At 71.4% G+C, this 26,406-nt stretch carries 22 protein-coding genes and 1 riboswitch; of the genes, 14 read left to right on the forward strand and 8 right to left on the reverse strand.

The window, feature by feature from the left end; genetic code table 11:
* The first annotated feature begins 95 nt into the window (after nucleotides 1-95).
* The 7 genes from I5071_RS25840 (at nucleotide 96) to I5071_RS25870 (ending at nucleotide 8,436) form a co-directional block, all read left to right on the forward strand.
* Entirely contained in the window at nucleotides 96-2,072 is a 1,977-nt protein-coding gene (locus I5071_RS25840; protein WP_236515502.1) for a protein kinase domain-containing protein, read from the forward strand.
* Between the two features lie 4 nt (nucleotides 2,073-2,076).
* Nucleotides 2,077-3,069: a hypothetical protein gene (locus tag I5071_RS25845; RefSeq protein ID WP_236515503.1), complete on the forward strand. Its 993-nt coding sequence runs from the start codon at nucleotides 2,077-2,079 to the stop codon at nucleotides 3,067-3,069.
* Nucleotides 3,066-3,527 (forward strand): hypothetical protein, encoded by a 462-nt coding sequence (locus I5071_RS25850; RefSeq protein WP_236515504.1) that lies wholly within the window; start codon nucleotides 3,066-3,068, stop codon nucleotides 3,525-3,527. Before I5071_RS25845 ends, I5071_RS25850 begins: the two co-directional genes overlap by 4 nt.
* Nucleotides 3,517-3,945, forward strand: a complete 429-nt coding sequence (locus I5071_RS25855; RefSeq protein ID WP_236515505.1) for a hypothetical protein — start codon at nucleotides 3,517-3,519, stop codon at nucleotides 3,943-3,945. The genes I5071_RS25850 and I5071_RS25855 overlap by 11 nt, the downstream gene beginning before the upstream one ends.
* Nucleotides 3,935-5,107: a hypothetical protein gene (locus I5071_RS25860; protein WP_236515506.1), complete on the forward strand. Its 1,173-nt coding sequence runs from the start codon at nucleotides 3,935-3,937 to the stop codon at nucleotides 5,105-5,107. Before I5071_RS25855 ends, I5071_RS25860 begins: the two co-directional genes overlap by 11 nt.
* 47 nt (nucleotides 5,108-5,154) lie before the next feature.
* Nucleotides 5,155-6,654, forward strand: coding sequence for a hypothetical protein (locus I5071_RS25865; protein WP_236515507.1), 1,500 nt, complete (start codon nucleotides 5,155-5,157; stop codon nucleotides 6,652-6,654).
* 126 nt (nucleotides 6,655-6,780) lie between these two features.
* A complete protein-coding gene (locus I5071_RS25870; RefSeq protein ID WP_236515508.1) occupies nucleotides 6,781-8,436 on the forward strand; it encodes an alpha/beta hydrolase family protein in 1,656 nt (551 codons plus the stop codon).
* 4 nt (nucleotides 8,437-8,440) lie between these two features.
* Here the strand turns inward: I5071_RS25870 and I5071_RS25875 are convergent, their stop codons facing one another.
* Entirely contained in the window at nucleotides 8,441-10,666 is a 2,226-nt protein-coding gene (locus I5071_RS25875) for a hypothetical protein (RefSeq protein ID WP_236515509.1), read from the reverse strand.
* Nucleotides 10,667-10,728: 62 nt separating this feature from the next.
* Nucleotides 10,729-10,795, forward strand: a riboswitch (Fluoride riboswitch).
* Nucleotides 10,796-10,871: 76 nt separating this feature from the next.
* On the opposite strand from I5071_RS25875, the gene I5071_RS25880 reads away from it, so the two are divergent.
* Both I5071_RS25880 and I5071_RS25885 read left to right on the forward strand, forming a co-directional pair.
* The gene (locus I5071_RS25880) at nucleotides 10,872-12,137 is read left to right on the forward strand and encodes a chloride channel protein (RefSeq protein WP_236515510.1); all 1,266 of its coding nucleotides are present in this window, start codon (nucleotides 10,872-10,874) and stop codon (nucleotides 12,135-12,137) included.
* Between the two features lie 32 nt (nucleotides 12,138-12,169).
* Nucleotides 12,170-12,991: a phytanoyl-CoA dioxygenase family protein gene (locus I5071_RS25885; RefSeq protein WP_236515511.1), complete on the forward strand. Its 822-nt coding sequence runs from the start codon at nucleotides 12,170-12,172 to the stop codon at nucleotides 12,989-12,991.
* A 247-nt stretch (nucleotides 12,992-13,238) separates the two neighbouring features.
* On the opposite strand, the gene I5071_RS25890 is transcribed toward I5071_RS25885, so the two are convergent.
* A complete protein-coding gene (locus I5071_RS25890) occupies nucleotides 13,239-13,733 on the reverse strand; it encodes a cytochrome c (protein ID WP_236515512.1) in 495 nt (164 codons plus the stop codon).
* Nucleotides 13,730-14,206, reverse strand: coding sequence for a MarR family winged helix-turn-helix transcriptional regulator (locus I5071_RS25895; RefSeq protein ID WP_236515513.1), 477 nt, complete (start codon nucleotides 14,204-14,206; stop codon nucleotides 13,730-13,732). The genes I5071_RS25890 and I5071_RS25895 overlap by 4 nt, the downstream gene beginning before the upstream one ends.
* Nucleotides 14,207-14,361: 155 nt before the next feature.
* Between I5071_RS25895 and I5071_RS25900 the strand changes: the two genes are divergently transcribed.
* Nucleotides 14,362-15,699, forward strand: coding sequence for a hemolysin family protein (locus I5071_RS25900; RefSeq protein WP_236515514.1), 1,338 nt, complete (start codon nucleotides 14,362-14,364; stop codon nucleotides 15,697-15,699).
* Nucleotides 15,700-15,731: 32 nt separating this feature from the next.
* Nucleotides 15,732-17,258, forward strand: a complete 1,527-nt coding sequence (locus I5071_RS25905) for a MopE-related protein (protein ID WP_236515515.1) — start codon at nucleotides 15,732-15,734, stop codon at nucleotides 17,256-17,258.
* A 45-nt stretch (nucleotides 17,259-17,303) separates the two neighbouring features.
* Here the strand turns inward: I5071_RS25905 and I5071_RS25910 are convergent, their stop codons facing one another.
* The 4 genes from I5071_RS25910 to I5071_RS25925 all read right to left on the reverse strand — a co-directional run bounded on the left by I5071_RS25910 (nucleotide 17,304) and on the right by I5071_RS25925 (nucleotide 21,569).
* Nucleotides 17,304-17,564 (reverse strand): phosphopantetheine-binding protein, encoded by a 261-nt coding sequence (locus I5071_RS25910; RefSeq protein WP_236515516.1) that lies wholly within the window; start codon nucleotides 17,562-17,564, stop codon nucleotides 17,304-17,306.
* A complete protein-coding gene (locus I5071_RS25915) occupies nucleotides 17,561-19,177 on the reverse strand; it encodes an amino acid adenylation domain-containing protein (RefSeq protein WP_236515517.1) in 1,617 nt (538 codons plus the stop codon). The genes I5071_RS25910 and I5071_RS25915 overlap by 4 nt, the downstream gene beginning before the upstream one ends.
* Before the next feature lie 5 nt (nucleotides 19,178-19,182).
* Entirely contained in the window at nucleotides 19,183-20,322 is a 1,140-nt protein-coding gene (locus I5071_RS25920; protein WP_236515518.1) for an acyl-CoA dehydrogenase family protein, read from the reverse strand.
* Nucleotides 20,323-20,429: 107 nt separating this feature from the next.
* Complete coding sequence (locus I5071_RS25925) at nucleotides 20,430-21,569, reverse strand: hypothetical protein (RefSeq protein ID WP_236515519.1); 1,140 nt, start codon at nucleotides 21,567-21,569, stop codon at nucleotides 20,430-20,432.
* 157 nt (nucleotides 21,570-21,726) lie between these two features.
* Here I5071_RS25925 and I5071_RS25930 point away from each other — a divergent pair, with 157 nt between their 5' ends.
* From I5071_RS25930 to I5071_RS25940, 3 genes are all read left to right on the forward strand, one after another.
* Nucleotides 21,727-22,884, forward strand: coding sequence for a hypothetical protein (locus I5071_RS25930; protein ID WP_236515520.1), 1,158 nt, complete (start codon nucleotides 21,727-21,729; stop codon nucleotides 22,882-22,884).
* A gap of 89 nt (nucleotides 22,885-22,973) precedes the next feature.
* Complete coding sequence (locus I5071_RS25935) at nucleotides 22,974-23,942, forward strand: phosphatase PAP2 family protein (RefSeq protein WP_236515521.1); 969 nt, start codon at nucleotides 22,974-22,976, stop codon at nucleotides 23,940-23,942.
* A 7-nt stretch (nucleotides 23,943-23,949) separates the two neighbouring features.
* Nucleotides 23,950-24,765, forward strand: coding sequence for a DUF6585 family protein (locus tag I5071_RS25940; protein ID WP_329611072.1), 816 nt, complete (start codon nucleotides 23,950-23,952; stop codon nucleotides 24,763-24,765).
* Here the strand turns inward: I5071_RS25940 and I5071_RS25945 are convergent.
* The gene (locus I5071_RS25945; RefSeq protein ID WP_236515523.1) at nucleotides 24,758-26,344 is read right to left on the reverse strand and encodes a CehA/McbA family metallohydrolase; all 1,587 of its coding nucleotides are present in this window, start codon (nucleotides 26,342-26,344) and stop codon (nucleotides 24,758-24,760) included. The two genes, I5071_RS25940 and I5071_RS25945, sit on opposite strands and share 8 nt — an antisense overlap.
* Nucleotides 26,345-26,406 lie beyond the last annotated feature (62 nt).

Raw genomic sequence — 26,406 nt, forward strand, 5'->3', positions numbered from 1 at the left:
TCACCCGTGCCCGCCAATACTGGCGATGACTGGAACGCAGCCGCGCTGCTCGCCGACGCGGGCAAAGCGCGCGCGAGAGGGGGCACAGGTGATCGATGACCGACGCGCGGCCGACCACGATCTCGACCGAACGAGCCGACCTCGGCGAGCTCGGGCGATATCGTCTCTGCGCCGAGCTCGCCGCGGGCGGAATGGCGACTGTGTTCCTGTCGAGCACGATATCGAGCGCGGGATTCAGCAAAGTCGTCGCACTGAAACGCATCCACGAGCACCTGGCGCGCGACGCTCGGTTCGTGGACATGTTCCTCGACGAGGCGCGCGTCGCATCGCGCATCACCCACCCGAACGTCTGTTCGGTGTTCGACTTCGGCGCGGTCGAGAGCACGTACTTCATCGCGATGGAGTACCTGATGGGCGAGACGTTCTCGTCCATCCAGCGCTCGCTGAGAGAGCGGGGACGCACCGAGTGGACTGCGCACCTGGCGGAGATCTTCGCGCAGGCGGCCGAGGGACTGCACGCGGCGCACGAGCTCCGCGGTGACGACGGCGGGCTGCTCGACGTCGTGCATCGCGACGTGTCTCCACAGAACCTGTTCCTGACCTACGACGGATGCGTCAAAGTCGTCGACTTCGGCGTCGCGCGCTGCGCCGGGCGCATCCAAGAGACCGAGCCCGGGACGATCAAGGGCAAGCTCGCGTACATCGCGCCCGAGCAGATGCGCTGTCAGGAGGTCGACCGGAGGAGCGATGTCTGGTCGCTGGGAGTGACGTTCTGGGAGATGCTGGTCGGACGACAGCTCTTCAAGCGCGGCAGTGACATCGAGACGCTCCAGGCCGTGCTGAGCGCCGAGATCCCGGCGCCATCGTCGCTGAATCCGACCGTGCCTCCGGCGCTCGACCTCATCGTGCTGAAGGCGCTCTCGCGCGACGTGAGCGCGCGCTGGCAGACGGCGCGGGACATGAGCCGTGCGCTGCGCGACTTCAATCGCGCCGAGCGTGCGAGCCTGGGTCAGGTGGAGCTCGAGGAGTGGATGCTCGAGCTCTTTCCCCTGCAATACCGCGAGAAGCGCGCGCTCGTGCAGGCCGCGCGCGAGCGCTCGGACCCGACCGAGCGCATCCCGGTGGGAGAAGCGATCGAGTCGGCGGAGATGCCACTCCAATCGTCGGGTGCTCACGCGCTGTCGAGCCCTTCGCCGGCGATCTCGCTGCACGAGCGGATCTCCACGACTCCGACCCACGCAGGATCGATGTCGCCCGACGTGCCCGGAGCGCCGCACGCGTTCTGGGCGGGCGTCGGATTCGCGACGACGCTCGCCGTGATGCTCGGAGGATGGATCCTCGCACTGACGTGGCCGGCCACGAGGTTCGACGAGGCGCTGCCGGCGGCGCTCGCGACCGGCGCCACCCATCTGTCGGTCCCGATTCCGTCGGTGGTGCCGCCACCGATGCCGGTGGTGCCCGCGACGCCGTCGGAGGAGCCCACGGCGACGACGCTCGCGAGCACGACGACGCGATCGCGTCAGCCCACGCCCCGTCCGGGGCGCAGCGCGTCCCGCGGGAGCTCGCGCGGCGGCGAGCGCACTGGCGACGACGTCGAGCAGATGGACGCGACGGACCACGAGAATCCCGAGGTGGAGGAGGCGATCGATCAAGCGCCCGCCGCAGTGCCCGCGGAGACGCCGGCGGCCCCGGAGCCCCCGGTGCTGCCCGCGACGATCGCGCCGTCATCGCTCGATGCGCGGGTGTCGATCGACGCGCTGCGGACCGGCGGATCGATCCCGACGAGCGCAGTCCGTCAGGCGATCGAGCGCCTGGAGGACGAATATCAGCGCTGTTATCGCAACGCAGCGCAGCGGGCCCAGCGCGACGCGAGCGGGACCGTCGATGTCGGTCTCACCATCGACGAGATGGGTCTACCGCAGCACGTGAGCGTCGGCAGTGGGGCGCTGCCCGGCCTCTCCGAGTGTGTGCAGGACGTCACCTCGCGACTGCGCACGCGACTGCGGCCCGACACCGGCACTGCCGACGTGTCCTACGGAGTCCGCTACACCGTACGCGGCGGAGCTCGGTGACCTCATGGTCCGACTCGGTGGCTCCCACGGCCGCGCGGCAGGCGCGGGCCGGTCGTCGACTCTCGTCTTCCTGGTGCTCGCGAATGGATGCCTCGGGCCGCTGGTCGACGACACCGCGACGTACAGCCCCCACGTGCTGCCGCGCGGCGTGGAGCCGCCCGCCGCGATCGACGATCCCGTGCTGCGCGCGCAGATCGACACCTACGATCAGCTCGACGGCAGCGTCGTCCCGCGGCGCTATGCGTGGGCCGACGGAGAGCCGATCCACTACTGGGATCTCGGTTCCTCCTCGCGCGTCGCGAATCCCGTCTTCGAGCTGTCCCGCTGCGACGAGGAGGGCAATCCGCTCGAGGGCGAAGCGGGCCAGATCGAGCATCCGTGGATCGTGGACACGATCCCGGGCTCGACGCTCTACAGCGGATACTGGTCGGTGCACGTCGTGTGCGTCACCGATTCGTACGACGGCGAGCGCGTGGTCTCGGTGGGCGGGATCTCGGACGCGGTCGAGCTCGGCCTGGCTCGCGAGGCGACTCCGACACAGCGCTGGTTCAGCGCGCCGATCACGCTGCCCGAGGTCGCCATCGATCGCGGCGTCGGTCGCGCACCGCGGCCGACCGAGCGCGTGTACTACCGAGGGCTCTGGGTCGCGGCGCTCGCACCGACGGGGCGGCGCGACGTGCTCACGTTCGCGCGCAGCCGGATCGTGACCGAGGCCCAGGTCTACGTGCTCGCGCGGCGCGGAGACGAGGAGTACGAGGAGGTGATCTTCGCAGACGCGCGCCGCGTCGGGATGGAGCAGTCCGACTCGTACACACCGCTGGTGCGGGTCGTGAAGATCACGATGGGAGAGGCGTTCGAGCCGGGCAGCGTGCGCGACGCGGACGAGCTCGTGATGCGCGCACCGTCGGGGCCGGTCGCGGTGCATCCCGAGGTGATCGCGATCGAGGTCACGAACGACCTGCGCAACTACGAGATCGAGTGGGAGGACCCGAGTTGAGATCGCGTCTCGCCGCGCTCTCGCTCGCCGGTGTCGTCGCGCTGGGCGGTTGTCTCGATCCCATCGCGCCCGACGTGGGAGGTCCGATCGTCGGACGCTGCGACCCCGCGGACAGCGATCCCGATCACGACGTCTCGTTCCACGTCGAGGTGCTGCCGCTGCTCGCGCGCGCGCCGCGCGAGGGAGGGTGCACATGTCACGACCAGAGTCGCAACGGCATCGGATATCAGCTCTCGGCCCTCGACCTCACGAGCTACGACGCGCTGATGCGCGGGGGCCGGAGCTCCGGGCGCGACATCGTCGTCGAGGGCGATCCCTGCATCAGCATCCTGTATCTGAAGCTCACCGCGGCGCCGCCCTTCGGGGCGCGGATGCCGCTCGGCGGTCCTCCGTACTTCACGAGCGACGAGCTGCGCGTCGTGCACGACTGGATCGCCGAGGGCGCAGATGCGGAGTGACCTGCTCCGCACGGTCCTCGCGGCGTCGTCGCTGGTGTGGATCGTCGCGTGCGGAGGCACGGGCGCGGGGCTCGACGCCGCCCGACTCCCGGCCTCGATGCGTGCGCCGTATCGGCGCTTCGAGGCGCGCTGCAGTCGCTGTCACAGCCTCTCTCGTCCGCTGAGCGCACCGGTCCAGAGCGTCGAGCACTGGCAGCGTTATCTCGCTCGGATGCGGCGCATGCCGGGCAGCGGCATCAACCAAGGCGACGCCGCGATGATCCTCGAGTTCCTCACGTACTACACGACCGTGATGCGCCGCGAGGAGGAGGCGCAGTCTCAGGGCGGCGAAGTGCTGGAGACCGTGCCCAGCGAGGCGCGCAGCGGAGACGCGATGGCGGACGCGGGCGAGACCGAGAGGAGCGACGATGCGCCGTGAGACTCGAGGAGGATGGGTCGCGCTGGGGGTCTGCGTGCTCGTCGCGAGCGCGCTCCTCGGGCTCCGGGCACCTCGCGCACGCGGGCAGGATCTCGCGTTCGCGGGCTCGGTGCAGGCCAGTTATCTGTTCTCGCCGACGAGCCCTGCCGACCTGCATCACGCGTTCGACGGATTCACCACCGAGGCGTCGCTGAAGGTGTCGGCCGACGTCGGTGATCACGTCTCGGCACAGGTGAAGGCCTGCTTCGGGTGCCACGGATTCGAGCTGGGAATGGCGTTCGTCGATTTCCGGGTCGCCGACGAGCTCAACCTGCGCGTGGGCCGATTCAGCCCGTCGTTCGGCGAGTTCCCCTTGAGGCACGATCCCGCCAATCACCACACCGTGGACAAGCCGCTCGTCTACGACATGGGCCGCATGTTGCGAATGCGCGAGTGGAACCTCGGGATCCTGCCGATTCCCTACGTCGATCAGGGCATCGAGGTGAACGGCACGCACTGGTGCGACGGCACCGCGCAGGTCGACTACGCGGTGTACGTCGTCGGCGGATTGCGGGGAACGACGGAGCCCTTCGACATCGACTGGATCGAGACACGCTCGCTGGGTCGCTATTACGTCGACGACAACGCGTCACCGGCGGGCGGCGCGCGAGTCGGCTTCGCGTTCAACCTCGGCGAGGAGGCGGCGCTCTCGTTCGGCGCGTCGGGGATGTACGGCCTCTACGATCCCGACGCGACGCGCTCGTATCTGATCGTCGGGGCCGATCTCTACGCACGATGGGGCCCACTGACGCTGCGGGCGGAGTATCTCCTGCGCCGCACCGAATTCGCGCTGGGCGACGATCCCGCGAGCCGGTTCGCCTATGGTCCCGGAGAGAACGGCCAGTTCGACGACTTCTTCTTGAAGGACGGGTGGTACGCAGACGTCGAGATCCGATTGCACCCCGCGGTCGAGCTGATCGGGCGGTTCGACGGATTGCGCCGCATCGGGAACGTCGCGGCGACGTCGCCGCTCCGCTCGGAGAGCATGATCCTGCGTTATACGGCCGGGTTCAATTTCATCCCGGACAGAGCGTTCCGCATCAAGCTCTTCTCGCAGCTCTACGACTTCAGCGATTTTGCAGACGAAGTCACGATTCAAGCGGCGGTGGCGGCGAACTTCTGAGACTCGCGCCTGTTTCTGCTCGTTGTCGGGAGATCCCCCCGTTCCTCGTGAGCGTGCCAGTTCGTACCTTCTCGAAACATCGCAGTCGGAGCGTACCAATCGGCCCGCACACGGCTCGCGCACTCGAGAGGGAGCAAGAGATGCACTGGAATCGTGCTTTCACGTGGACTGCCGTCGTCGGCGCGCTCGTCTGGGGTGGCTGCGGCGGAGAGGCGACACCGGGCTCCGGCTCGCTCGCGCTCGGAGGGGCGACGGATTCGACGACACGTCCCGACGACACGGTGCTGGTGCTGGGAGACGCGGGCGCGCCCGAGGTCGACATCATCGATCCGCCGCCCGTGGATACGATTCCGCCGCCCGGCGCGGTCGTGATCGACGTCGAGCGCGAGCTGATGATCACGGATCTCTCGGTGGTCGAAGATCCGGTGCGCACCACGGGCGACGGAGTGTGGACGTTCGGGCATCTCATGAGCGAGATGGCCGGTGACATTCCGCCCGGCGAATTCGTGATGCAGTGGCTCCGCGAGTGGGAGGTCGATCAGCAATTCGGCGACTCCGTCGCTCCGGCGCGTCCGCCCATTCGCACACTGATCATCGATCCCTGGCTGGCCCGCAGTGGGTGCGCCGCGGGGGCGACGAGCTGCGAGCTCGATCTCGCGTCGGCGCCGTTCCGACTGCTCGCGATCGTGAATCGCCTCGATCTGCGCGATGCCGAGCTCACCGGGCCGGGGGGCAGCGAAGACGCGCACACCCGTCATTCCGGCGAGGGACGGTTCGTGTTCGGCGTGCTCGGACCAGCGGGAGAGCGACTCCGATTCACGGTGATCTTCGAGTACACGCAGGTCGCGGACACCGCCGCCGAAGTGCAGGAATGGGCACAGCGCTGGCACGACCTCGGCGCGATTCCGTTCGGTCCGGACTACAACGCTGCGCTGGAGGAGGTGACGCACCTCTTCGCGGGCGCGAACATGGCGCCCGGTCGTCCCAACGGCAGCGCGATCGCGCAGGTGCGCACCAACGAGATCGCGATCACGCCGATCTGGGAGCTGCGTGAATTCCTGCTCTCGGAGTCGGGCCTGCACCTCGCGCCGATCCAGCAGACGCCGGACTTCTCGGAGAACGGGACGAACAAGCTGCGCAATCGAATCCGCAGCCACGAGTCGGCGATCCTCGACGGCTCGTATCGGGTCCCCCCGGGTCAGCTCGGCGCGATCGGTCCGACGCCGACGAGCCGCTTCTTCTGGGACGCGCCCGGGCTCACCGATCACGCCGCAGCGCGACACCAGTTCTCGCTCAACACGTGCAGCGGGTGCCACGCGGGCGAGACCGCGACGCGGTTCCTCCACGTCGGCACGCGCGAGGCGGGCGCCGAGGCAGTGCTCTCGGGCTTCCTCGTCGGCGCGCAGGTGGCAGACCCGGTGACCGGAGAGGTGCGCACCTTCGCCGATCTCGATCGTCGCGCCCAGGACATGGTCGACGTGCTGACCGCAACGCTCGACACCGTGCCTCCGCGGGGTCGCGGAATGAGCGGCGCGCGCGTCCACTGATTCTCCCGGGGGAGGCTGCGCGCCTCCCCTCTCGCCCCCCGTCAGTCGGCGCACGCCGCGGATTTCGGCTCGTTTCGGGCGAGCGCGCGCGATGCCTCGGGTAGCACCGCCTCGATGGAGGTGCGTGTGCCTCGAGCGAAGACGAGATGGACGATCGGTGTGGGCGCGCTCGCGCTCGCGGCATGTGGAGGCGACGACGTCGCGGTGATGCCCGACGCGAGCGTGCCGGCGATCGACGCCGGTGCGATCGACGACGGGAGCGTCGCGAGCGAAGGAATCGCGTGGGAGCCGTGCACACTGCAGGACGCACCGAGCGTGACCGCGGAGTGCGCGCGAGTGAGCGTACCGCTCGACTGGTCGGCGCCCGAGGGCGAGCACATCGAGCTCTTCGTCGAGCGCGTGGTCGCAGCCGAGCCATCGGGCCGCGCGATGTGGGTGCTGATGGGCGGGCCCGGCCAGTCGGGGCAGGACTTCGAGGGGCTCGCGGCCGTGATCGCGGCGCGCGATCACGGGCTCGACATCTACTTCCCCGATCATCGCGGCACCGGAGACTCGACGCGCCTCGTGTGCACGAACGAAGAAGCCCCGTTCTCGCCGGGCGGCGCGCACATCGTTCCCGACGAGTGGCCTGCTTGTCGTGATGCGATGCTCGCGCAATGGGGCGCCGCGCGGCTCGCGCACTTCTCGACGACGAGCGCCGCGCACGACGTGCGGCACCTGATCGAGCTCGAGCACGACGAGGACGATCGAGTCGTGGTGCTCGGAATCTCCTACGGCACCTATCTCGCGAATCGATATCTGCAGATCGCGCCCGACCAGGCGGACGGCGTGGTGCTCGACTCGATGTGCGCGCCCGACGACTGCTTCTTGTCCGAGCAGGATCTCTGGGAGGACGAGGCCGGTCGCATGATCCTCGCGCGCTGCGCGGAGCACGAGGCGTGTCGCGCGCGGCTCGGTGACGATCCGGTCGCGGCGCTCGCATCGCTGCACGAGCGCGTCGCGGCCGGGCACTGTCCGATGCTCGGCGATCCCGCGGTCGACGTGGAGCTGCTGCGCACCGCGCTCGGACAGATGATGTTCGGGTACGGGACGCGTCAGCTCGTGCCCGCGCTGATCCATCGGATGACCCGGTGCGACGACGCGGATCGCGCGGTGATCCAGCATCTCTATCAGCTCTTCTTCGGGCCGATCTTCGCGGCGGGCGCGAGCTTCGAGCCGGGCACGATGGGCGCGCCGCCGGCCGGCGGAGGAGGAGGCGGGCCTCGCAAGTACTCGTTCCCGCTCGCGATCAACATCGTCGCCGGCGAGATGTGGGAGCCGAGCGATCCCTCGCGCGAAGAGCTGCAGACGCGCTGGGAAGGAACGCTGATGTGCCGCGGCGTCTCGCGCTCGATCGGGTGGGAGATCGATGGATGGCCGCACTACGTCGACGCGCTCGCGGGGCGCTATGGCGAGACGTCGATTCCCGTGCTCGGGATGAATGCCGATCTCGACACCGCGACGCCTGCTCGCCACGCGCGTCCGTGGGGCGAGCGACTCGACGGCCCGCACCAGCGCTACGTCGAGATCCCGAACGCCGCGCACTCCGTCATCGCGCAGGGCGTGCTCACCGACGATCACACGACGACGTGCGGGCGCGAGCTGCTCCTGCAGTTCGTGCGCGATCCCCGCGCCGAGCTCGACACGAGCTGTCTCGCGCAGACGCTCCCGCTGCGCTTCTTCGGCTCGGATCCCTTCGTCGAGGCGCACTTCGGGACGACGGATCTCTGGGGCGATCCCTGATCGATCAGCGCGGCACGACGACGACGGCGGGATCGAGCGCGTACCCGCCGTCGCGCCGCGCGAGCACCGGCGCGAGGCCGAGACGGCGCAACGTCGCGATCGCGGTGTAGACGCGCTCCGCGCCGCTCTCCGCGCTCATCTTCTCACCGGGCCAGCCGGCCGCGACGAGATCCGCGACGCTCGCCGACTCGCCACGCGCGTGTCTCGCCACGAGGTTCACGAGGATGCGGCGCAGGCTGGCGCGTCGCGCGAGATCGACGGGTGCTCCGCGGTCGAGCGAGAACGACGATGCGTCCTCGTCGATCGCGAGCTCGACCCGGTGCGCGTCGCCCTCGTCGTCGCCGAGCGACGCGAGGAGCGCTTCGATCTCCGGGATCGTGGCGCCGGCGCGCAGCCGTCGCGCGAGCGCGAGCGCTTCGTCGGCCTCGGCGCGCGCGGGGGTGCGCTCGCCGCGCGCGGCGTGACGCTCGGCGCGCGCGAGGTGTGCCTCGAGCACCAATCCGCGATCCCCGAGCTGCTCGGCGTCCGCGATCGCGCTCGCGATCGCGCGCTCCGCTTCGTCGAGCGCGCCCGTACGGATCGCGACGCGCGCCGCCCGCATCGCGAGCTTCGCGGTCATCATCCGATCCCCCTGCGCGGCGAACGCCGCGATCCCCTGCGCGCTGCGGGCGCGCGAGAGCTCGAGCTCGCCGAGGGCCTCGTGCACCGTCGCGAGGTTCGCGAGACAGAGCGCCTCGATGCGGCGCATGCGCAATTCACGCGCAGCAGCGAGCGTCGACAGATACAGCGCGCGACCCGCCGCGAGGTCGTCGCCCACGACGAGCGCCGAGGCGAGGTTGTGCATCGCGCGCACCTCGCCTTCGGCGTCGCCGAGCGCGCGGCTCTCTTCGATCGCGCGCTCCGCGAGCGCGCGTGCCGCGCCGGGATCGCCCATCTCCCGCGCGATCGCCGACGCGACGTTCGAGACCGCGAGCGCGCCGCGGCGATCCCCGCCCGCACGTGCGCGCTGCATCGCGTCCGCGCACGCCCCACGCGCGTCGGCGAACCGACCGCGCAGGAAGAGCGCCCGCGCGCGCACGCGCGCCAGATCGACCGCGAGCGCGAGATCCCCCGCACGATCCGCGGCCTCGATCGCGGCGTCGACGAGCGCGGCGTGGCGCGCCTCGGGCGCGCGCGAGAGCCACCACGCCTCGAGACCGAGCGCGATGCGCGCCGCGATCTCCGGCGCATCGACGCGACGTCGCTCGAACGCGTTCGCGAGATCCCGCTCGTGCGCAGCGAGCGCGCGCAGCGCGGCCGAGGGCTCGCCTTCGTGCAGCTCGTGCGCCCATCGCGGAGACTCGCGCGCGAGCCACGTCGCGAGGAGCGCATCGAGCTGCTCCGCGTCGCGAGGCTCGGTGCGCGCGCGCACCGAGGCGCGGATCTCGTCGTGCAGTCGATGCCAGCCCGGGGCGCCGTCCGCGACGCGCTGCACGAGGGCACGATCACGCAGCGCCGCGATCGACGCGGACGCGAGCAGCGCGTCGGCGGCGTCGTGCGCGAAGCGTCCCTCGAGACGCGCGAGCGCGCGCAGCGCGACGGCGAGCCGAGGCGCGAGCGCATCGAGCGCGCTCTCGATCGCCGCGCCGACCGCATCGGTCTCGCCCTGCGACGCGATCCGTCGCGCGACCACCGCGGGCGCCTCGTCGACGAGGCGCGCAGCAGCGAGCTCGAGGGCGAGCGGCATGCCCCGCGTGGCGCGCGCGATCGCGGCGAGCGCGGGCTCGTCCCACGCGCCGGGTGCGCGCGCCCGCAAGAGCGCGATCGCGTCGTCCTCCTCGAGCCCACCGATCGCGACCACGTGCTCGTCGCGGATGCCGAGCCGCACCCGCGACGTGACGATCCACGTCGCATCGGGCGCGCCGTCGAGCAGCGCTGGCAGCACCGCCACCAGCGCGTCCACGACCGGCTCCGCGCGATCCGCGAGCACCTCGATCGCACCGCGTGCGTCGAGCGCCGCCGCGATCTCGGCCGCACCGAGCGCCGCGCTGCGCAGCCCGAGCGCCTCGGCGATCGCCGAGAGCGGATCGCGCCCGCTCTCGAGGTCGACGACGAGCGCGCGCGAGCGCCCGACGTCGGCCTCGGCCAGCGTCGTCTTCCCCGCGCCGCCCGGCCCGACGAGCGTGATCACGCGCGCACCCGAGGCGAGCGCGTCGTGGATCGCGATCCGCTCCTTGCGCCGCCCGAGCACGCTCGCGTGTGTAGCACGCGCGCTTGACGCGACCGCGCGCGTCTCCGAGGATCACGAGCAGCCCGACAGATGGCGGTGGAGTCCGCCGAGAACCGCTGCCTCGATGCAGCCAATGACTCCTACGATGCGCAGCTCCGCGACCCGCGGAGCGCGGCGCGCCGTAGGAGCTCCCCCGGGCGATCTCCTCGGCGCAGAAGGGATGCCGATGATCGATCGCGAGGGTTGGAAGAGGCTGGGTCAGTGGGTCGCGCTGGGCGCCCTCGTCGGCGTCGCGTGCGGCGCGGCGTCCGCGCTCTTCCTCTGGCTGCTCGATCTCGCGACCGACTTCCGCACCGAGCACGAGGTCGTCGTCTTCACGCTCCCGCTCGCGGGGCTCGTGATCGGCGCGATCTACGAGCGCTGGGGCGCATCGATCGAGGGCGGCAACAACCTCGTCATCGACACGATCCACGATCAAGGCCCGCAGCTGCCGCTGCGCATGGCGCCGATGGTCCTGGTCGGCACCGTGCTGACGCACCTCTTCGGCGGCAGCGCGGGACGCGAGGGCACCGCGGTGCAGATGGGCGCGAGCCTCGCCGACGCGATCGCGTTCCGGCTGCGCGTGGACGGTCCGGTGCGACGACAGCTCCTCGCGGCGGGCGTCGCGGGCGGGTTCGGCAGCGTGTTCGGCACGCCGATCGCGGGGTGCGTGTTCGGGCTCGAATTCGTCGTGCTCGGGCGCCTCGAGTACGACGCGCTGGTGCCCGCGCTCGTCGCGTCGATCGTCGGCGATCTCGTGACGCGCGGGATCGGGATCGTGCACACGCCCTACCCGACGCTCGCGCCGCTCGCGCTCACACCGATGCTGCTCGCGCAGTGGGTGCTCTTTGCGATCGCGATCGCCGCGACGACCACCGCGTTCATCGAGCTCACGCATCGCATCAAGACGACGCTGAAGGCGCGGGTGACGCGGCTTCCGTTCCGCATGTTCCTCGGCGGCGCGGCGGTGGTCGTGCTCTGGCAGCTCCTGGGCACGAGCGAGTACCTCGGGCTCGGCGTGCCGACGATCGTGCGCGCGTTCTCCGATCCCTCGCTCCCGGTCTACGCGTTCGCGGCGAAGCTGCTCCTCACCGCGATCACGATCGGCGCGGGCTTCCTCGGCGGCGAGGTCACGCCGCTCTTCTTCGTCGGGGCCGCGCTCGGCAGCGTGCTCGCGCGCGCGATGGGCCTGCCGATCGACGTCGGCGCGGGCGTCGGTCTCGCCGCGGTGTTCGCGGCCGCGTCGAACGCGCCGCTCGCGCTCTCGATCATGGCGGTCGAGCTGCTCGGCGCGAGCGTGCTGCCGCACGTCGTGATCGTCGCCGTGCTCGCGTACCTCCTCACCGGACATCGCGGCATCTATCCGTCGCAGCGCCTCGCGCGCCCGAAGTGGGGCGGCGCGCCGTGGGCGACGATCCGCACGCTGCGCGATCACGACGACGAGCGAGCTTGATCGCGCGTCACGTCCGTGGTGCATTCGAGAAGATGAACGTGCTGAGCGAGCGTTATCGCCGGGATGGTTTCCTGGTGCTCGAGGGGTTCGTCGAGCCCGCGCGATGCGATGCGCTGCGCGCCCACGCCGATCGCCTCGTCGCGGGGTTCGACCCCGACGCGCATCGCTCGGTGTTCACGACGAACGAGCAGACGCGGCACAGCGACGATCACTTCCTCGACTCGGCCGGCGAGATCCGTTTCTTCTTCGAGGAGGACGCGTTCGACGCGAGCGGCGTGCTGCGCCAGCCGAAGGAGCGCTCGATCAACAAGATCGGCCACGCGCTGCACGATCTCGATCCGGAGTTCGACGCGTTCTCGCGCGATCCGAAGATCGAAGCGCTGGTCGCGGAGCTCGGGCTCGCAGCGCCGCTGCTGATGCAGTCGATGTACATCTTCAAGCAGCCGTTCATCGGCGGCGAGGTGCGCTGTCATCAGGACTCGACGTTCCTCCACACCGAGCCCGAGGCGATGATCGGCCTCTGGTTCGCGCTGGAGGACGCGCACCGCGGCAACGGGTGTCTGTGGGCGATCCCGGGCGGGCACCACGCGGGGCTCAAGTCGCGCTTCGTGCGCGAGGGCCGCGCGACGCGCTTCGAGGTGCGCGACGAGACGCCGTGGGACGACTCGCTGCTGGTGCCGCTCGAGGTGCCGAAGGGCACGGTGATCGTGCTCGACGGGCTGGTGCCCCACATGAGCCAGGCGAACCGATCGCCGGCGTCGCGCCACGCCTACACGCTGCACCTCGTCTCGGGCGAGAGCGCGTATCCGTCGACGAACTGGCTGCAGCGCCCGACGCCCGCGCGCGGCTTCTGAGCCCGGCGGGAGTGCTCGTCCCGGAGGGACCGGACGGGAGCGCGCGAAGCGCGCGGACGGTAGGGACCGGAGCGGCGAGCCGATTTTTGTCGGTGCCCGGCGGGAGTGCTCGTCCCGGAGGGACCGGACGGGAGCGCGCGAAGCGCGCGGACGGTAGGGACCGGAGCGGCGAGCCGATTGGTTCTGAGCCCTGCAGGAGTGCTCGTCCCGGAGGGACCGGACGGCAGCGCGCGAAGCCGATCTTTGATCAGTGCGCGCTCGCGGTGAGCGCGGCCCACCGCGCTTCGTCGACGATCTCCTGACGGTACGCGGCGTGACAGCCGGTGCACGACGCGAGCGTCGTCGCGAGCGCGCGTGTGGTCGCCGCGCGATCACCCTCGCGCGCGGCGTGCGCGATCGCGTCGGCCTGGTGGTGCATCTCGAGCGCGCGCTCGGTGAAGCCCGGCGCGCCCGCGCCCATGTGCGTGCACATCGCGGTCATCGAGTCGCTCGTGCCCAGGCGTGACGCGGCGCTCGCGGCGGCCGCGAGATCGTCGCGCGCGAGCGCGTCCGTGACCTCCTGCACGACCACCAGGTGACCGCGCATCTGCGCGCGCTGGTGCGCTGCCATGCGCGGCAGGAGCGGCACCGGCGTGCGCGGATCGAGCTCCGCGAGCTCGGCGTGCGGATCCGGAGGTGGCGCCGCGGGCGCGCTGGAGCACCCGAGCGCGAGGCACACGAGCACGAGCAGCGAGCGCGTCATTCCGCCCCTCCGGGAGGCACGACGGCCATCGCTTGCACGAGGAGCTCGAGCGCGCCGAGCACCCTCGCCCGCTCGCGACGCGGGATCGTCGCGACCAGCCGCGCGTGACGCTCGAGGCTCGCGCGCTCCACCATGCGGGCCGCGCGCGTGCCCTTCGCGGTGAGCGCGAGCCGGACGAAGCGCGCGTTCTCCGCGTCGCGCGCCGCCTCGAAGTGCCCGGCGTCGGTCATCCGCTGGACGAGCCGCGTCGCGCTGCTCTTGTCGAGCCCGAGCGCGCTCGCGAGGTCGCGCGGCGCGAGGGACCCCTCGGGCGCCGACGCGAGCAGCATCAGCGCGTGCGCGTGCGACGGCGAGAGGTCGAGACCGCACGCGGTACGGTCGGGCTCGAGCGCGCCGCTGAGGCGCACGACGCGCTGCAGCGAGGCACGGAGGCGGAGCGCATCGCGCTCACCGGCAGGCACCGAGGTGGACACGCCGCGAGCATGGCGCGCCACGGTTGCGTGCGCAACCGTGAGAGTTGCATGCGCAACCGTCGGAGTTGCGCGCGCAACCGTGCCGATCCAGTCGCTCCGAAGGTGCGGAACGCACGATCGGCGGCCATGTACCGGGGCAGGAGGCCTCGACACCCGTGCCCTGGACCCTCGAGATCGCGATCGTGCTCGCCCTGATCTTCGCGAACGGGCTCTTCTCCGGCGCGGAGATCGCCATCATCTCGGTGCGTTCCACGCGTCTCGAGGAGCTCGCGACGGAGACCCGCGCCGGCGCGTTCCTGGCGCGGCTCCGGCGCGATCCCGAGCGCTTCCTCGCGACGGTGCAGATCGGGATCACCGTCGTGGGCTCGACCGCGGCGGCATTCGGCGGCGCGACCATCGCCGACCGGCTCGCGACCACGCTCGAGCCGTGCGGGCTCTCGCACGACACGGGAGAACGCATCGCGCTCACCATCGTCGTCGTGGTGGTCTCGTACCTCTCGCTGGTGCTCGGCGAGCTCGTGCCCAAGTCGCTCGCGCTGAAGTGGTCGGAGCGCTACGCGCTGGTCGCGGCGCGCCCGCTCTTCCTCCTCGGGCGGCTGAGCGCGCCCTTCGTGTGGCTGCTGACCGCGAGCTCGAACCTCATCCTGCGCGGGTTCGGCGATCGCACGAGCTTCAGCGAGTCGCAGATCTCGCGCGACGAGGTGCTCGCGGTGATCGATCAGGCCGCCGGAGCGGGCGAGGTCTCGCAGCGCGCCGGCGACATGGCCGTGCGCGCGATCTCGCTCGACGATCTCCACGTCGGCTCGGTGATGATCCCGCGCGCGGCGATCGTCGCGATCGATGCGAGCGCGACGATCGAGGAGCTCGCGCAGCGCATCGACTCGACCGACGAGGAGCGCTTCCCGGTGCGCCGCGGCGGCGAGGACTTCATCGGCTACGTGCGCACGCGCGATGTCGGGCGCCTGATCGCGGGGCGCGTGCAGGGCGGGCTCGAGGCGATCCTCCGCCCGGTGCACGCGGTGCCGGAGACCGCGCTCGCGCTCGAGGTGCTCGATCAGCTGCAGTCGCGCCGCATCCCGATCGCGGTGGTCGTCGACGAATCGGGCGGCGTCGAAGGCGTGATCGACATCGACGATCTCGCGGAGGAGGTCGTGGGCTCGCTGCTCGTCGGCGGCGCGCACGAGGACGCGGGGTTCCTGCGCGACGAGGACGGCTCGTACGTGCTGCCCGCGACCACGCGCGTGCACGTCGTGAATCGACGGCTCGATCTCGACCTGCCGACGAGCGCGCGGTGGGCGACCCTCGGTGGGCTGGTGCTCGCGCAGCTCGGCGCGGTGCCGAGCGTCGGTGCGAGGGTGGAGCTCGACGACGGCTCGATCCTCGAGGTCGTCGAGGCGAGCGAGCGACGCGTGCAGCGCGTCCGCCTGCGCCGTCCCGAGCAGCCGGCGCACGGCACGCCCGCGGAGCGCGACGACGCAGCGCGCGGACGTTGACCCCGCGCGGGCGTAGAGACACGTTCGCGCGCGTGCGACCGCTCTTCTTCGCATCCGCGCCGCTCTTCTTCCTCGTGACGATCGCGTGCGGCGAGAGCCCAGCCGCATCGGAGCCCGATGCCGGCACCGACGCGAGCGCGGCCGACGCGAGCCTCGCCGACGCGCCGAGCACCTGCGCGTCCGACGACGCGTGCGACGACGACACGTGGTGCAACGGCACCGAGCGGTGCGCGCCGAGCACGCCGGGCGCCGACGCGCGCGGCTGCGTGACCGGCGACGCGCCGTGCGCGGCCGACAGCTGCGACGAGAGCGCCGACCGCTGCGACGCGTGCGACGCGGACGGCGACGGCAGCGAGGCGATGGGCTGCGGCGGCGACGACTGCGACGACGACGATCGCCAGTGCTTCCCCGGCAACACCGAGGTCTGCGACGCCGAGGCGCACGACGAGGACTGCCGGCAGGACACGTTCGGCGAGCTCGACCGCGATCGCGACGGCTGGTTCGCGGCGACGTGCTGCAACGTCAGCGGCGAGGGCGTGCGCACCTGCGGCGACGACTGCGCGGACGACGATCCCGAGGTGCACCCGACCGAGGCCGAGATGTGCAATCGCCGCGACGACGACTGCGACGGGGGCGTCGACGAGCGCGCGTGCGAGGTGCCGGTCGCGGTCTCGTCGGACTCGGGCCACGCGTGCGCGGTGAGCGCGCTCGGGACGGTGTGGTGCTGGGGCCGCAACAACTACGGTCAGCTCGGCGACGGCACGCAGACCGACCGCAGCGCCGCGGTCTCGGTCGCGGGGCTCACCGGCGTGGTCGAGCTCGACCTCGACGGCATCGGCTACACGTGCGCGCGCACGTCGGGCGGCGACGTGCACTGCTGGGGCGGCGACGACACCTGCGGCAACACCGAGCCGGTCGCGGTGATGACCGGCACCGACGTCGTCGACATCGACATGTTCTATTACGAGATGTGCGCAGTGCGCCGCGACGGCAGCACGGCGTGCGTCTCGTTCGACTACGACTGCGCGACGAGCACGACGACGCGCTGCGGGGCCGCGCCCAGCGACGCGGTGCAGGTCGCGGTCGGCGCGGACTTCTGTTGCTGGCGGCGGCGCAGCGGCGCGGTGCAGTGCGTCGGCAGCAACACGTACGGACAGCTCGGCGACGGGAGCATCACCGACGCAGTCGATCTCGACGCGGGCGCGGTCTCGGCGTGCGCGGTGCGCGGCAACGGCACGGTCGTGTGCTGGGGCGACAACGAGTACGACCAGCTCGGCCGCGGCGCGGGCGCGCCGGCGATGAGCGCGAGCCCCGCAGCGGTCGCGACGATCACGAGCGGCGCGACGCAGGTGTCGGTGCGATCGCAGGACGCGTGCGCGCTGGTCGGCGGCGAGGTTCGGTGCTGGGGTCGCGACTTCGGCGGGACGCCCGAGGTGATCGTCGACGCGGACGCGACGCAGATCTCGGCGGGCACCGGCGAGTCGTGCGCGGTGATCGGCGAGGGCGTGTACTGCTGGAGCGAAGCCGGCACGCCCAGGCGCGTCAGCGGGATCCCCTGAGCACGAAGCGCGACGCGCCCCAGCGGGACGCGTCGCGCTCTCCGATCACGCCACGCGGGTGCGCGCGATCAGGCGATCCACCAGACCGCAGATCCCGGCGAGCGTCCGGAAGCTCTCGGGCACGATGTCCTCGTCGCGGACCTCGATGTCGAACGCCTGCTCGAGATAGCGGATCAGGTGCACGATCGAGAGCGAGTCGAGGATGCCCGCCTCGATGAGATCGTCGTTCGGTCCGATCGTGCCGCGCGCGCGACCACGCCCGAGGTCGCTCAGCACGTAGCGCTCGATGCGCTCGCTGTTCTTCACTCTGCAGCCTCCTCTCGTGCCGCGACGCTCTCGAGGAGCGCGCGGCGGTCGGTCTTGCCGCTCGACGTGAGCGGGAGCTCGGCGACGATCTCGATCGACTCGGGCAGCATGTAGCGAGGCAGACGCTCGGCGCAGAACTGCTCGAGATCGCCGGGCGAGGGCGGCGCGACGCCGTCCGCGAGCACCACGAACGCGCGGATCAGGTGGCCGACGATCGGATCGGGCACCGGCACCGCGGCCGCGAGCGACACCGCGGGGTGCGCTCCGAGCGTGGTCTCGATCTCGCCGAGCTCGACGCGGTAGCCGCGCGTCTTCACGAGGTGATCGTTGCGCCCGAGGAACTCGTAGGTGCCGCCCTCCTCGATGCGCACGCGATCGCCGGTGCGGTACGCGAGCTCGAGCACGCCCTGGTGCAGCGGGCTCGGCACGAACGCGCGCGCGGTCTTCTCGGCGTCTCCGAAGTAGCCGCGCGCGAGGCACGCGCCGCGCACCCAGAGCTCGCCGACCGCGCCCGTCGCGGTGACCTGCGCGCCGTCCTCGTCGATGACGAACGTGTCGACGTTCTCGATCGGACCGCCGATCGACACCGGCTTGTCGCGGGTGCGCGCGTCCTCGCGATCGACCTCGTGGTAGGTGCAGACGTTCGTCTCGGTCGGCCCGTAGAGGTTGTAGAAACGCGCCTTCGGCGCGTGCTCGAGCCACGCGCGCAGGTACTTCGGCGCGAACACCTCGCCCGCGAAGAGCACGGTGCGCAGCGCGCTCAGATCGCGCTTCGTGAGCTCGCCGTGCTCCGCCATCATCGAGAGCGCGGAGGGCACGAGGTACGTGACGGTGATGCGCTCGCGCTCGATGAGCTCGGCGAAGCGCACCGGGAACGTCGACGTGCCCTCGGGGACGATCACGATCGTCGCGCCCGCCGCGACGCTCGAGAACACATCGAACGTCGAGAGATCGAAGTGCAGCGGCGCGTGGCTCGTGACGCGATCGCCGTGCACGAGCTCGAAGCGGCGCGCGGCCCACGACACGAAGCACGTGCTCGCGCGGTGATCGATCGCGACGCCCTTCGGCACACCGGTCGAGCCCGACGTGTAGAGGATGTATGCGAGATCGGTGTCGACCCCGACGAGCGCGGGTGCACGCTCGGGATCGCTCGTCGCGGCGTCCCATCCGACCAGGCGCGGTCCACCGCGCGCGGTGCGCTGCGCCGCCATCGGCCCGCTCTCGTCGAGGAGGATCACCGCCTCGATGCCGCGCAGATGTCCCTGCGCGCTCAGCTCGTCGAGCCGCACGCGCGACGTGACGAGCACGCGGATCCCCGCGTTCTCGATCGCGTACGAGACGCGGGCCGGAGGCGCGCCGGGATCGAGCGGCACGTACGCGGCGCCCGCGCGGAGCACGCCGAACACCGCGGCGAGCGTGCGCGAGGTCTTCTTGGCGTGGATGCCGACGCGATCGCCGCGCTTCACGCCGAGCGCACGCAGCGTGCCCGCGATGGCCGCGCTCCACGCCGCGAGCGTGCGGTAGTCGGTCGTGTCCTTTCCTTCGCGGATCGCCGGATGGTCGGGACGCGCTGCCGCGGTTCGTTCGAGCATCGCGTGCAGGAGGAACGTCATCGTCGTCACCCCACTCCCAGCGATCGCGCGATCGCGCTGCGCTGGATCTCGTTGGTCCCCGAAGCGATGCGAAGCCCGATCGCGTCGCGTAGATCTGCGTGGACGCCGAGCTCGGTCGCGTAGCCAGCCGCGCCGTGGAGCTGGATCGCGTCGAGCGACGACTGCACGTAGCTCTCGCTCACGTGCAGCTTCACCAGGGCCGCATCGAGCGTCGCGTCGGCGCCGCTCGCCATCGTGCGCGCGAATCGATGCAGCAGCAGGCGCGCCGTCTCGAGCCGCAGCTTCATGTCGGCGATGCGGTGCGAGACCGCCTGGAACGCCCCGATCGGACCGCCGAATTGCTTGCGCTCGTTCGCGTGCTCCACGCACGCATCGAGCTGGCGCTTCATCGCGCCGACGAAGGGCGCAGCGAGCGCGCCTCGCTCGTACGTGAGCGCGTGCTCGAAGATCTCGGCCCCGCGGCCCCAGCGACCGAGGATCGCGCTCTTCGGCACCTCGCAGCCGTCGAGCACCACCTCGGCCATCGGGCTCTCGTCGAGACCGAGCTTCGGCGTGCGCGCCTCGACGATCAGCCCGGGCGTGTCGCGCTCGACGAGGAACGCGGCGGTGCGCACGAACGCGCCGCCCGCCTCGCCCACCGTCGCGAGCACGATGAAGACGTCGGCGATCGGCGCGTTGGTGATCCACGCCTTGCGCCCGTGGATCACCACGCGTCCGTCGCGCTCCTCGGCGCGCGTTCGCATCGAGAAGAGATCCGAGCCCGCGCCCGGCTCGCTCAGCGCGATCGCACCGACGAGCTCACCGCTGCACAGACGGCGGAGGATCGCGTCCTTCTGCGCGTCGCTGCCGAACGCGAGGATCGGCATCTGCACCGCCCAGACCTGCGCGCCCAGCGAGAACGCGGTGCCGCCGTCGATGCCCGCTTCACCGAGCGCCTCGAGCGCCGCGACCGCCGCGACGATGCCCGCGCCGTTGCCCCCGTGCGCCTCGGGGATCGGCATGCCGAGCACCCCGAGCGCACCGAGCTCGCGCATCGTCGCGCGCAGCTCTCGGACCTCGCGACGATCGCGGCGGAACATCCGTCGCGCGACGTCCATCACGTGAGCTCGGACCGCGCGCGTCTCCTCGTCCCACTCGAAGTCCATCCCCGCCCGTCCTCTGCACGTCTTCGTGCGTCGTTCGGGCGGTCAGATACTCGCGCGCGGTGCCCACCGTAGTCCCGGGCCGAGCGGCTCCGATCGCACGCGCGCGATCAGAGACCCATCGGTCCGTGACCGTCCATGTTCGTGAGGAAGATGCGCTCGCGCGTGTCCTCCCACGGCGAGAGCAATTCGACGAGCGGAGGTGCCGCGCAGAAGTAGCGACCGCGCTCGTAGCGCAGGAAGGCGTTCTCCTCGAACGCTCGGATCCACCGCGGGTCGCTCTGGTTCGCGATGACGAGCTCGACGCCTGCGCGCTCCAGCCAGTCGTACGCCGCGTGGATGACCTCGCCCGCGTTGCGCACCGGCGCGAGCGCGTCGACGATCGTGCCGACGTGGAGATCGCCGAAGCGCGGGTGATTCTCCATCCGTCTCTTGCAGACGACCGCCCAGCCGAGGTCGTTGCCCTCGCGGTCTCGCACTCGCAGGCGGATCTGCTCCGACCACTCGTAGTGCGCTCCGGTCCGAGGCACGAGCGTGTTCATCGCGCGCGCATCGCGCACCGCGATCGCGGCGTAGTCGTGCTTCGCGCGATCCCAGATCGGATCGGCCCACGGACCGAACTCGGGCACGACCTCGGCCTTCGCACCGAAGCTCTTCATCGACGAGATGCGCAGCGCCGTGGTGAGCGCGCGACCGCCGATCGAGGCGAGCCCGGTGAACGCGAGCGCGTCGAGCGCCATGCGCTTGCGCGGATCGACACGCAGCACGCCGTTCTTCCGTGCGAAGTGCGCGGGCCGCACGATGCGGAACATCAGCGGCGTCGCGTAGAGCATCCAGCCGAGCCCCTTGATCAGCTTGAAGAGCGCGGCGTCCTCGCCGCCGTGGCCCCAGCTGTAGAGGAGCGGACGTTTGCTCACCATGTCGCGGAGCATGCGCAGCCCGAGCGCGCCGTAGCGGTTCGACACGGCCCCTTCGGAGAACGGCCCCTGCCAATCCGTCACGGTGTGCGACGAGCCGCGCACCCACCACTCTTGAGGCTTCAGCGCGTAGCCGCCGCGCACCTCTCTTCCGTCCTCGACGACGAGGTAGTACTCGCGCCAGACGGGCTGCGACGGCTCGCGTTTGGGAAGCCACGGAGGCTCGGGCGCGACGTAGAACCCGTATCGGGAGCCGCCCGCGCGCATGCGTGCGTTGAAGGACTCGACAGCGTCTTTCCACGACTCGGCGTGAGGCACGATGGAGATGGGCATGTTCCCTCCTCGATCGACATGAGCCCCGCAACGCGCACGCCAGCCCCCGATGTCCGCTTCGCGGATGTGGAACCGGCGACCGAGATGCGGTGTCGAGGGACCTTGCAGGCGGCACGCCGGGGAACGTCGGACGGACGTGGAGCGGAGGAGAGCGAGCATGGAGCGAAGGCGACGGATGCGTGCGATCGCGGTGATGCTCGGTGTGCTCGTGGTGGGATGTGGCGGCGCAGCGACGAGCGCGCGCGAGACGCGCACCGAGCCCACGGTGAGCGAAGCGCCCAGCCCGCCCGAGGAGACGCGCGGCGAGGAGCGTGAGGAGGCGCGCGCGGCGCCCGCGCCGATCGTGCCGGCGCACGGCCCGCTCGCCGAAGACGATCTCCATCACGGCGTGCTCGCGCGGCTCCGCGACGCGCCCTTCCCTGCGTGCACCGTCGAGCCGCTGCCGCCGGCGCTCCGCCGCCGCGTGCGAGGCGGCGACGACCTCGCGTCGCTCCGCGCGCGGGTGTCGATCGACGTTCCCGACGACGCGATCACGACCGCGCGCGTCGATGCGAGCGAAGGCGTGGTGTATCGATCGGCGGCGCTCGATCCTCGGTCCGACGTGGGCGATCTCGGCTATCGCGTGCGGCTGCGCGACGGCACGTCGGGCACCGAAGAGGACCTCGCGCTCGGGCTCACCGCGATGCGCCCGCTGGTGCTCGTCGACAACCCGATGGTCCGCCTCGTCGACGCGGGCGAGGTCCGGATCGAGGCGGAGCTGCGCGCGATCGACGACGCGTCGATCGAGTTCCGTCCCGCGGACGCGACGAGCACCACGCGCGACGGCCGCGAGCGCCTGGTGCGCTGCAGGCTCGAGGATCTCCGTCGCGATCAGGACGCCGACGGGCTCACCGATCTCACCGAGCAACGGCTCCTCACCGACGCATGGGATCCCGACACCGACGGCGACGGAACGCGCGACGGCGACGACGTCTCGCCCCTCGGCAGCGCAGCGCCCTCGAGCGACGCGGACGGAGTCTGGCTCGCCGCGGCGCGGGAGATCGCGGGCGACGAGGAAGGGCTGCACGTCGTGGTGCGCTCGGGCGCGCGCCTCGACCTCGGTGCGCGCGGCGAGGGCGCTGCGCGCGTGCTGGTGCTGCGCGAGGACGAGCTCGCGGCCTACCAGCGTCGCTACGGGCTGCGCGCGCCGGTGGTCATCGCGGTGCGGATGCGCGGGCGCGATCGCGCGGAGGTGACGATCGATCGCGTGTGGTCGCAGTCGCTGCTCGACGCGCGGCGCGACGCGTCCGGGGTGTGGTCGCTCGTCGCGCGCTGACGCGCGTGTCGCGATGCGCCCCGTCGGACCGCGCCGCAGCGCCGTCTCGCGACTCGCGCCCAGGGCCCGCGGTTCTCAGGTGATTCGATGTGCTCCGAGCCATCGCGATCGCTGCGCTCCTGCTGATCGTGCCCCTCGCCACGGCACACGCGCAGGCACCAGGAGTCGACGCCGCCGTCGAGGCCGCGAGCGAGGAGATGCCCGAGCTGCGCGAGCCGCCGCAGCGATGGGAGTACGGTCGCTCGCACTGGCAGCCGCAGTGGGAGCGCTTCGGCTGGGGGAACGTCGCGCTGACGCTCGGGGCGGAGGCCGCGGCGCTCACGATCTACTTCGTCGCCACCGACCCGGTGGTGCGATGGACCCAGCCGCTCCCGCTCGACCGCGCGGCCGCGCGCGCGTTCGCGCTCGACACGATCGACGACCAGCAGATGATCAACACAGTCAGCCACGTGATCCTCGAGACGATGATCATCTGGCCGTTCCTGATCGACTCGCTCCTGCTCGCGGGCGCGGTGCACGGCGACACCGACACGATGCTGCAGATGCTGCTGATCAGCGCGGAGACGACCGCGGTCGCGCAGCTCGTGACGTGGGCGACGAACCGCCTCACCGGGCGCGTCCGGCCGCGCCACATGGAGTGCGCGCCGAACGGTACGTGCTCCGATACCGGCATGGGGCCGGTCGCGAGCTTCGCGAGCGGGCACTCGCTGATGACCTACGCGTCGGCGGGGCTCACCTGCGTGCACCACATCATGAACCCGTGGATCGTCGGCTCGACCGAAGGCGCGTATGCGCTGTGCGCGTCGAGCCTCACGCTCGCGACGAGCGTCGGCTTCCTGCGGCTCATGTCGGATCTGCACTGGGCGTCGGACGTCGTGATCAGCTCGCTGCTCGGCTCGCTGATCGGCTGGGGGATGCCGCTCGCGCTGCACTACGCGCGACCTCGCCCGCAGTCGTCGAACCGTCGCTCCGAGGGCGGGGGGCTGCCCATCACGATGATGGTGCGCCCCGGCGCGGGCGACGAGATCACGGGGCTGACGCTGAGCGGGATCTTCTGATCGCGAGATGCGATCGCGATCCGGGCGTGCGATACGCACCTGCGTGTCCTCGCCGTATCGCCGCCCCTCGCCGCCCGAGCGAGCCGCAGCACCGGAGATCGACCTCGGGGCTCGCATCGGAGAGCACCGCGCGAAGCGCGACCCGGCCACGATCGTGGGCGCCGTCGTCCTCCCGGTGATCGCGACGATCGCGGCGCTCCGAGCGCGCGTTCCCATGCGCGCGGTTCCGATCGCGCTGCTCGTGGGATGCACGCTCGGGCTCGTGCTCTTCGCCGTCCTCCAGATGACGCGACGCCGACCGCACGTCGCGGTGCACGAGGGCGGGATCGTGATCACCCTGCGCCGCATCGCACGCGCGATCGCGTGGAGCGACGTCGATCGTCTCGTCGTCGGGCCGGAGACGCGACCCGTCTTGTTCGGCGTCGGGATCATCTCGGGACCGAACGTCCGGCTCACGACGCACGACGGAGCCTCGTTCGAGCTGCGCTCGGACGAGCTGCACGACCTCGAAGGGCTCGCGAATCTGCTCGAGCGTCGCTGCTCCGATCCGCTCGTCGACGACGCGCGCGACGCGCTCGATGCAGGAGAGACGCTCGACTTCGGTCCGCTGCGAGTGCGGCGCGAAGGCGTCGAGGTCGGTGGCGCGAGCGCGGCGTGGAGCGAGATCGAGGTCGTGAAGCACGTCGATCGCATCGAGCTGATGCGCGACGGACGCGTGTGGAAGACCGTGCGCTTCGAGCAGCTCGTGCACCGGCGCGTCGCGCTCGCGATGCTCGCGCGGAGCACGCGCGTGCGCGACGGCGTGCACATCGACCTCACGTGATCCGCGATCGACGCCGCACGATCCCGACCCCGATCACGAGCGCGATCAGCGGCCACGCGCGCGAGCCGCTCCCGGTGCTCGTCGCGCGGCACGTGCACCCACCGCCACCCGGCTCACCGACGGCGCCCGCATCGGGCGCGACGCCCGCATCGGGCCCGCCCGGCGTGCTCGGCCGCACGAAGAGATGGCTCGTAATCACGCGAGGACGCCCGCCGATCAGCAGCTCGGCGCGCACGAAGTCCTCGCTCGCGCCCGCGACCATCGTCGTCTCGTGCTCGAAGGGATCTCCGACGACCTCGATGTCCTCGCCGGGCACACCGCTGCGCACGAGGCGCAGGCTCGCCCCGAGCGCTGCGCCGGTGACGCGCACCCGGAACGTCACGGAGTCGGCGACGATCGTGTCGTCGTCGGGCCCGAGCTCGGGCGACGAGAGCTCGACCATCGGATCGTCGGGGCCGCCCAGCTTCACGACGGTGCGCCCGCGACGCACGCCCTCGAGGATCGCGGCGACGCTCAGCTCCTCGGCCCACACCATCGTGGTCGGACTGCCGATCGGGCTGTCGAGGGTCCCGGTGCCCGTGCCCGCGCGATGATCGTCGCTGCCGCCCAGCGCGACCACGCGATGCCCCGCCGCGACGAGCCCCTCCCAGCGCATGATCGTGCGCGGCAGGAACAGGCTCGTGGGGCCGAGCGCGCCGGTCTGGATCTCGATCGCGTCGATCGCCGCACCGTCGAGCGTCGCGCTCCACGCGCACCCGATGCACGCGTCACCGAGGTTCAGCGAGGGATGGTTGATCGAGAAGAGCGCGCCGTCGTCGCGCACCGCGCCGGCGATCTCCGCCATCGTGATCCCCTCGAAGCCGAGCCGGTGATCGATCCAGGTCGTGCCGCCGAGCGACATCGCGTGGCCCTGGTACGTCGTGACCTCGATGCCGGGCACCAGCAGCAGCGCGGGGTGCGCCGCCTGGGTCGCCGCGTAGAGCTCGAGCTGGGACGTCGTGTTGTGCTCGCTGAGCATCACGAAATCGAGATCGATGCTCTCGGCATACATCGCGATCTCGTCGAGCGTGCCCGACGCGTCGCCGCTCTCGCGCGAGTGCACGTGGAAGTCGCCGGCGTACCAGCGCGCCTCGGTCTCGAGCGCGTCCACCGGCGCATAGGGCGCCCGCTCGGGCTGCGGCGCGAGCGTCGCGGTGTCGCGCAGCACGATCTCGATGCGATAGCGCGCAGGCGTCTCGTCGACGCGCGCCTTGCCGACGTAGACGCTCCAGGTGCCGGGCGTGATCGGCCCGGGGAGATAGCTGCGCGACGCCGCATCGACTCCGACGATCGCGGGCTCGGTGTTCCCTCCGCCGTACCCGCGGAACTCACTGGGATCGAAGAGGCCCCAGTCCAGGATGTTCACGTCCGAGAGGTCGTCGTGGCGCACCTCGATCTCGACCACGCCCTCGGGCACCTCGAAGGGGATCACGAAGTAGTCGCCCTCGCTCGGCACCTCGCCCTCGATGACCTCTTGGGCGCGCGCGCGTGGCGCGAAGAGAAGGAACGACAGACCGAGCACGATCGCGATGCGTGACATCGATCGGGAGGATCTCATCTCGCGGTCGCGCGACCAAACGAACGTGCGGCTACGTGGTCGTC

The organism is Sandaracinus amylolyticus (genome assembly GCF_021631985.1).
GTDB classification, from domain to species: Bacteria; Myxococcota_A; Polyangia; order Polyangiales; family Sandaracinaceae; genus Sandaracinus; species Sandaracinus amylolyticus_A.

Bases quoted from the DNA above. Each gene is read 5' to 3' on its own strand.
- I5071_RS25915 (WP_236515517.1), bottom strand. From the start codon at position 19,177: ATGACGTTCCTCCTGCACGCGATGCTCGAACGAACCGCGGCAGCGCGT.
- I5071_RS25845 (WP_236515503.1), top strand. From the start codon at position 2,077: ATGGTCCGACTCGGTGGCTCCCACGGCCGCGCGGCAGGCGCGGGCCGG.
- I5071_RS25880 (WP_236515510.1), top strand. From the start codon at position 10,872: ATGATCGATCGCGAGGGTTGGAAGAGGCTGGGTCAGTGGGTCGCGCTG.
- I5071_RS25885 (WP_236515511.1), top strand. From the start codon at position 12,170: ATGAACGTGCTGAGCGAGCGTTATCGCCGGGATGGTTTCCTGGTGCTC.
- I5071_RS25930 (WP_236515520.1), top strand. From the start codon at position 21,727: ATGGAGCGAAGGCGACGGATGCGTGCGATCGCGGTGATGCTCGGTGTG.
- I5071_RS25890 (WP_236515512.1), bottom strand. From the start codon at position 13,733: ATGACGCGCTCGCTGCTCGTGCTCGTGTGCCTCGCGCTCGGGTGCTCC.
- I5071_RS25860 (WP_236515506.1), top strand. From the start codon at position 3,935: ATGCGCCGTGAGACTCGAGGAGGATGGGTCGCGCTGGGGGTCTGCGTG.
- I5071_RS25940 (WP_329611072.1), top strand. From the start codon at position 23,950: ATGCGATCGCGATCCGGGCGTGCGATACGCACCTGCGTGTCCTCGCCG.
- I5071_RS25945 (WP_236515523.1), bottom strand. From the start codon at position 26,344: ATGTCACGCATCGCGATCGTGCTCGGTCTGTCGTTCCTTCTCTTCGCG.
- I5071_RS25855 (WP_236515505.1), top strand. From the start codon at position 3,517: ATGCGGAGTGACCTGCTCCGCACGGTCCTCGCGGCGTCGTCGCTGGTG.
- I5071_RS25925 (WP_236515519.1), bottom strand. From the start codon at position 21,569: ATGCCCATCTCCATCGTGCCTCACGCCGAGTCGTGGAAAGACGCTGTC.
- I5071_RS25840 (WP_236515502.1), top strand. From the start codon at position 96: ATGACCGACGCGCGGCCGACCACGATCTCGACCGAACGAGCCGACCTC.
- I5071_RS25920 (WP_236515518.1), bottom strand. From the start codon at position 20,322: ATGGACTTCGAGTGGGACGAGGAGACGCGCGCGGTCCGAGCTCACGTG.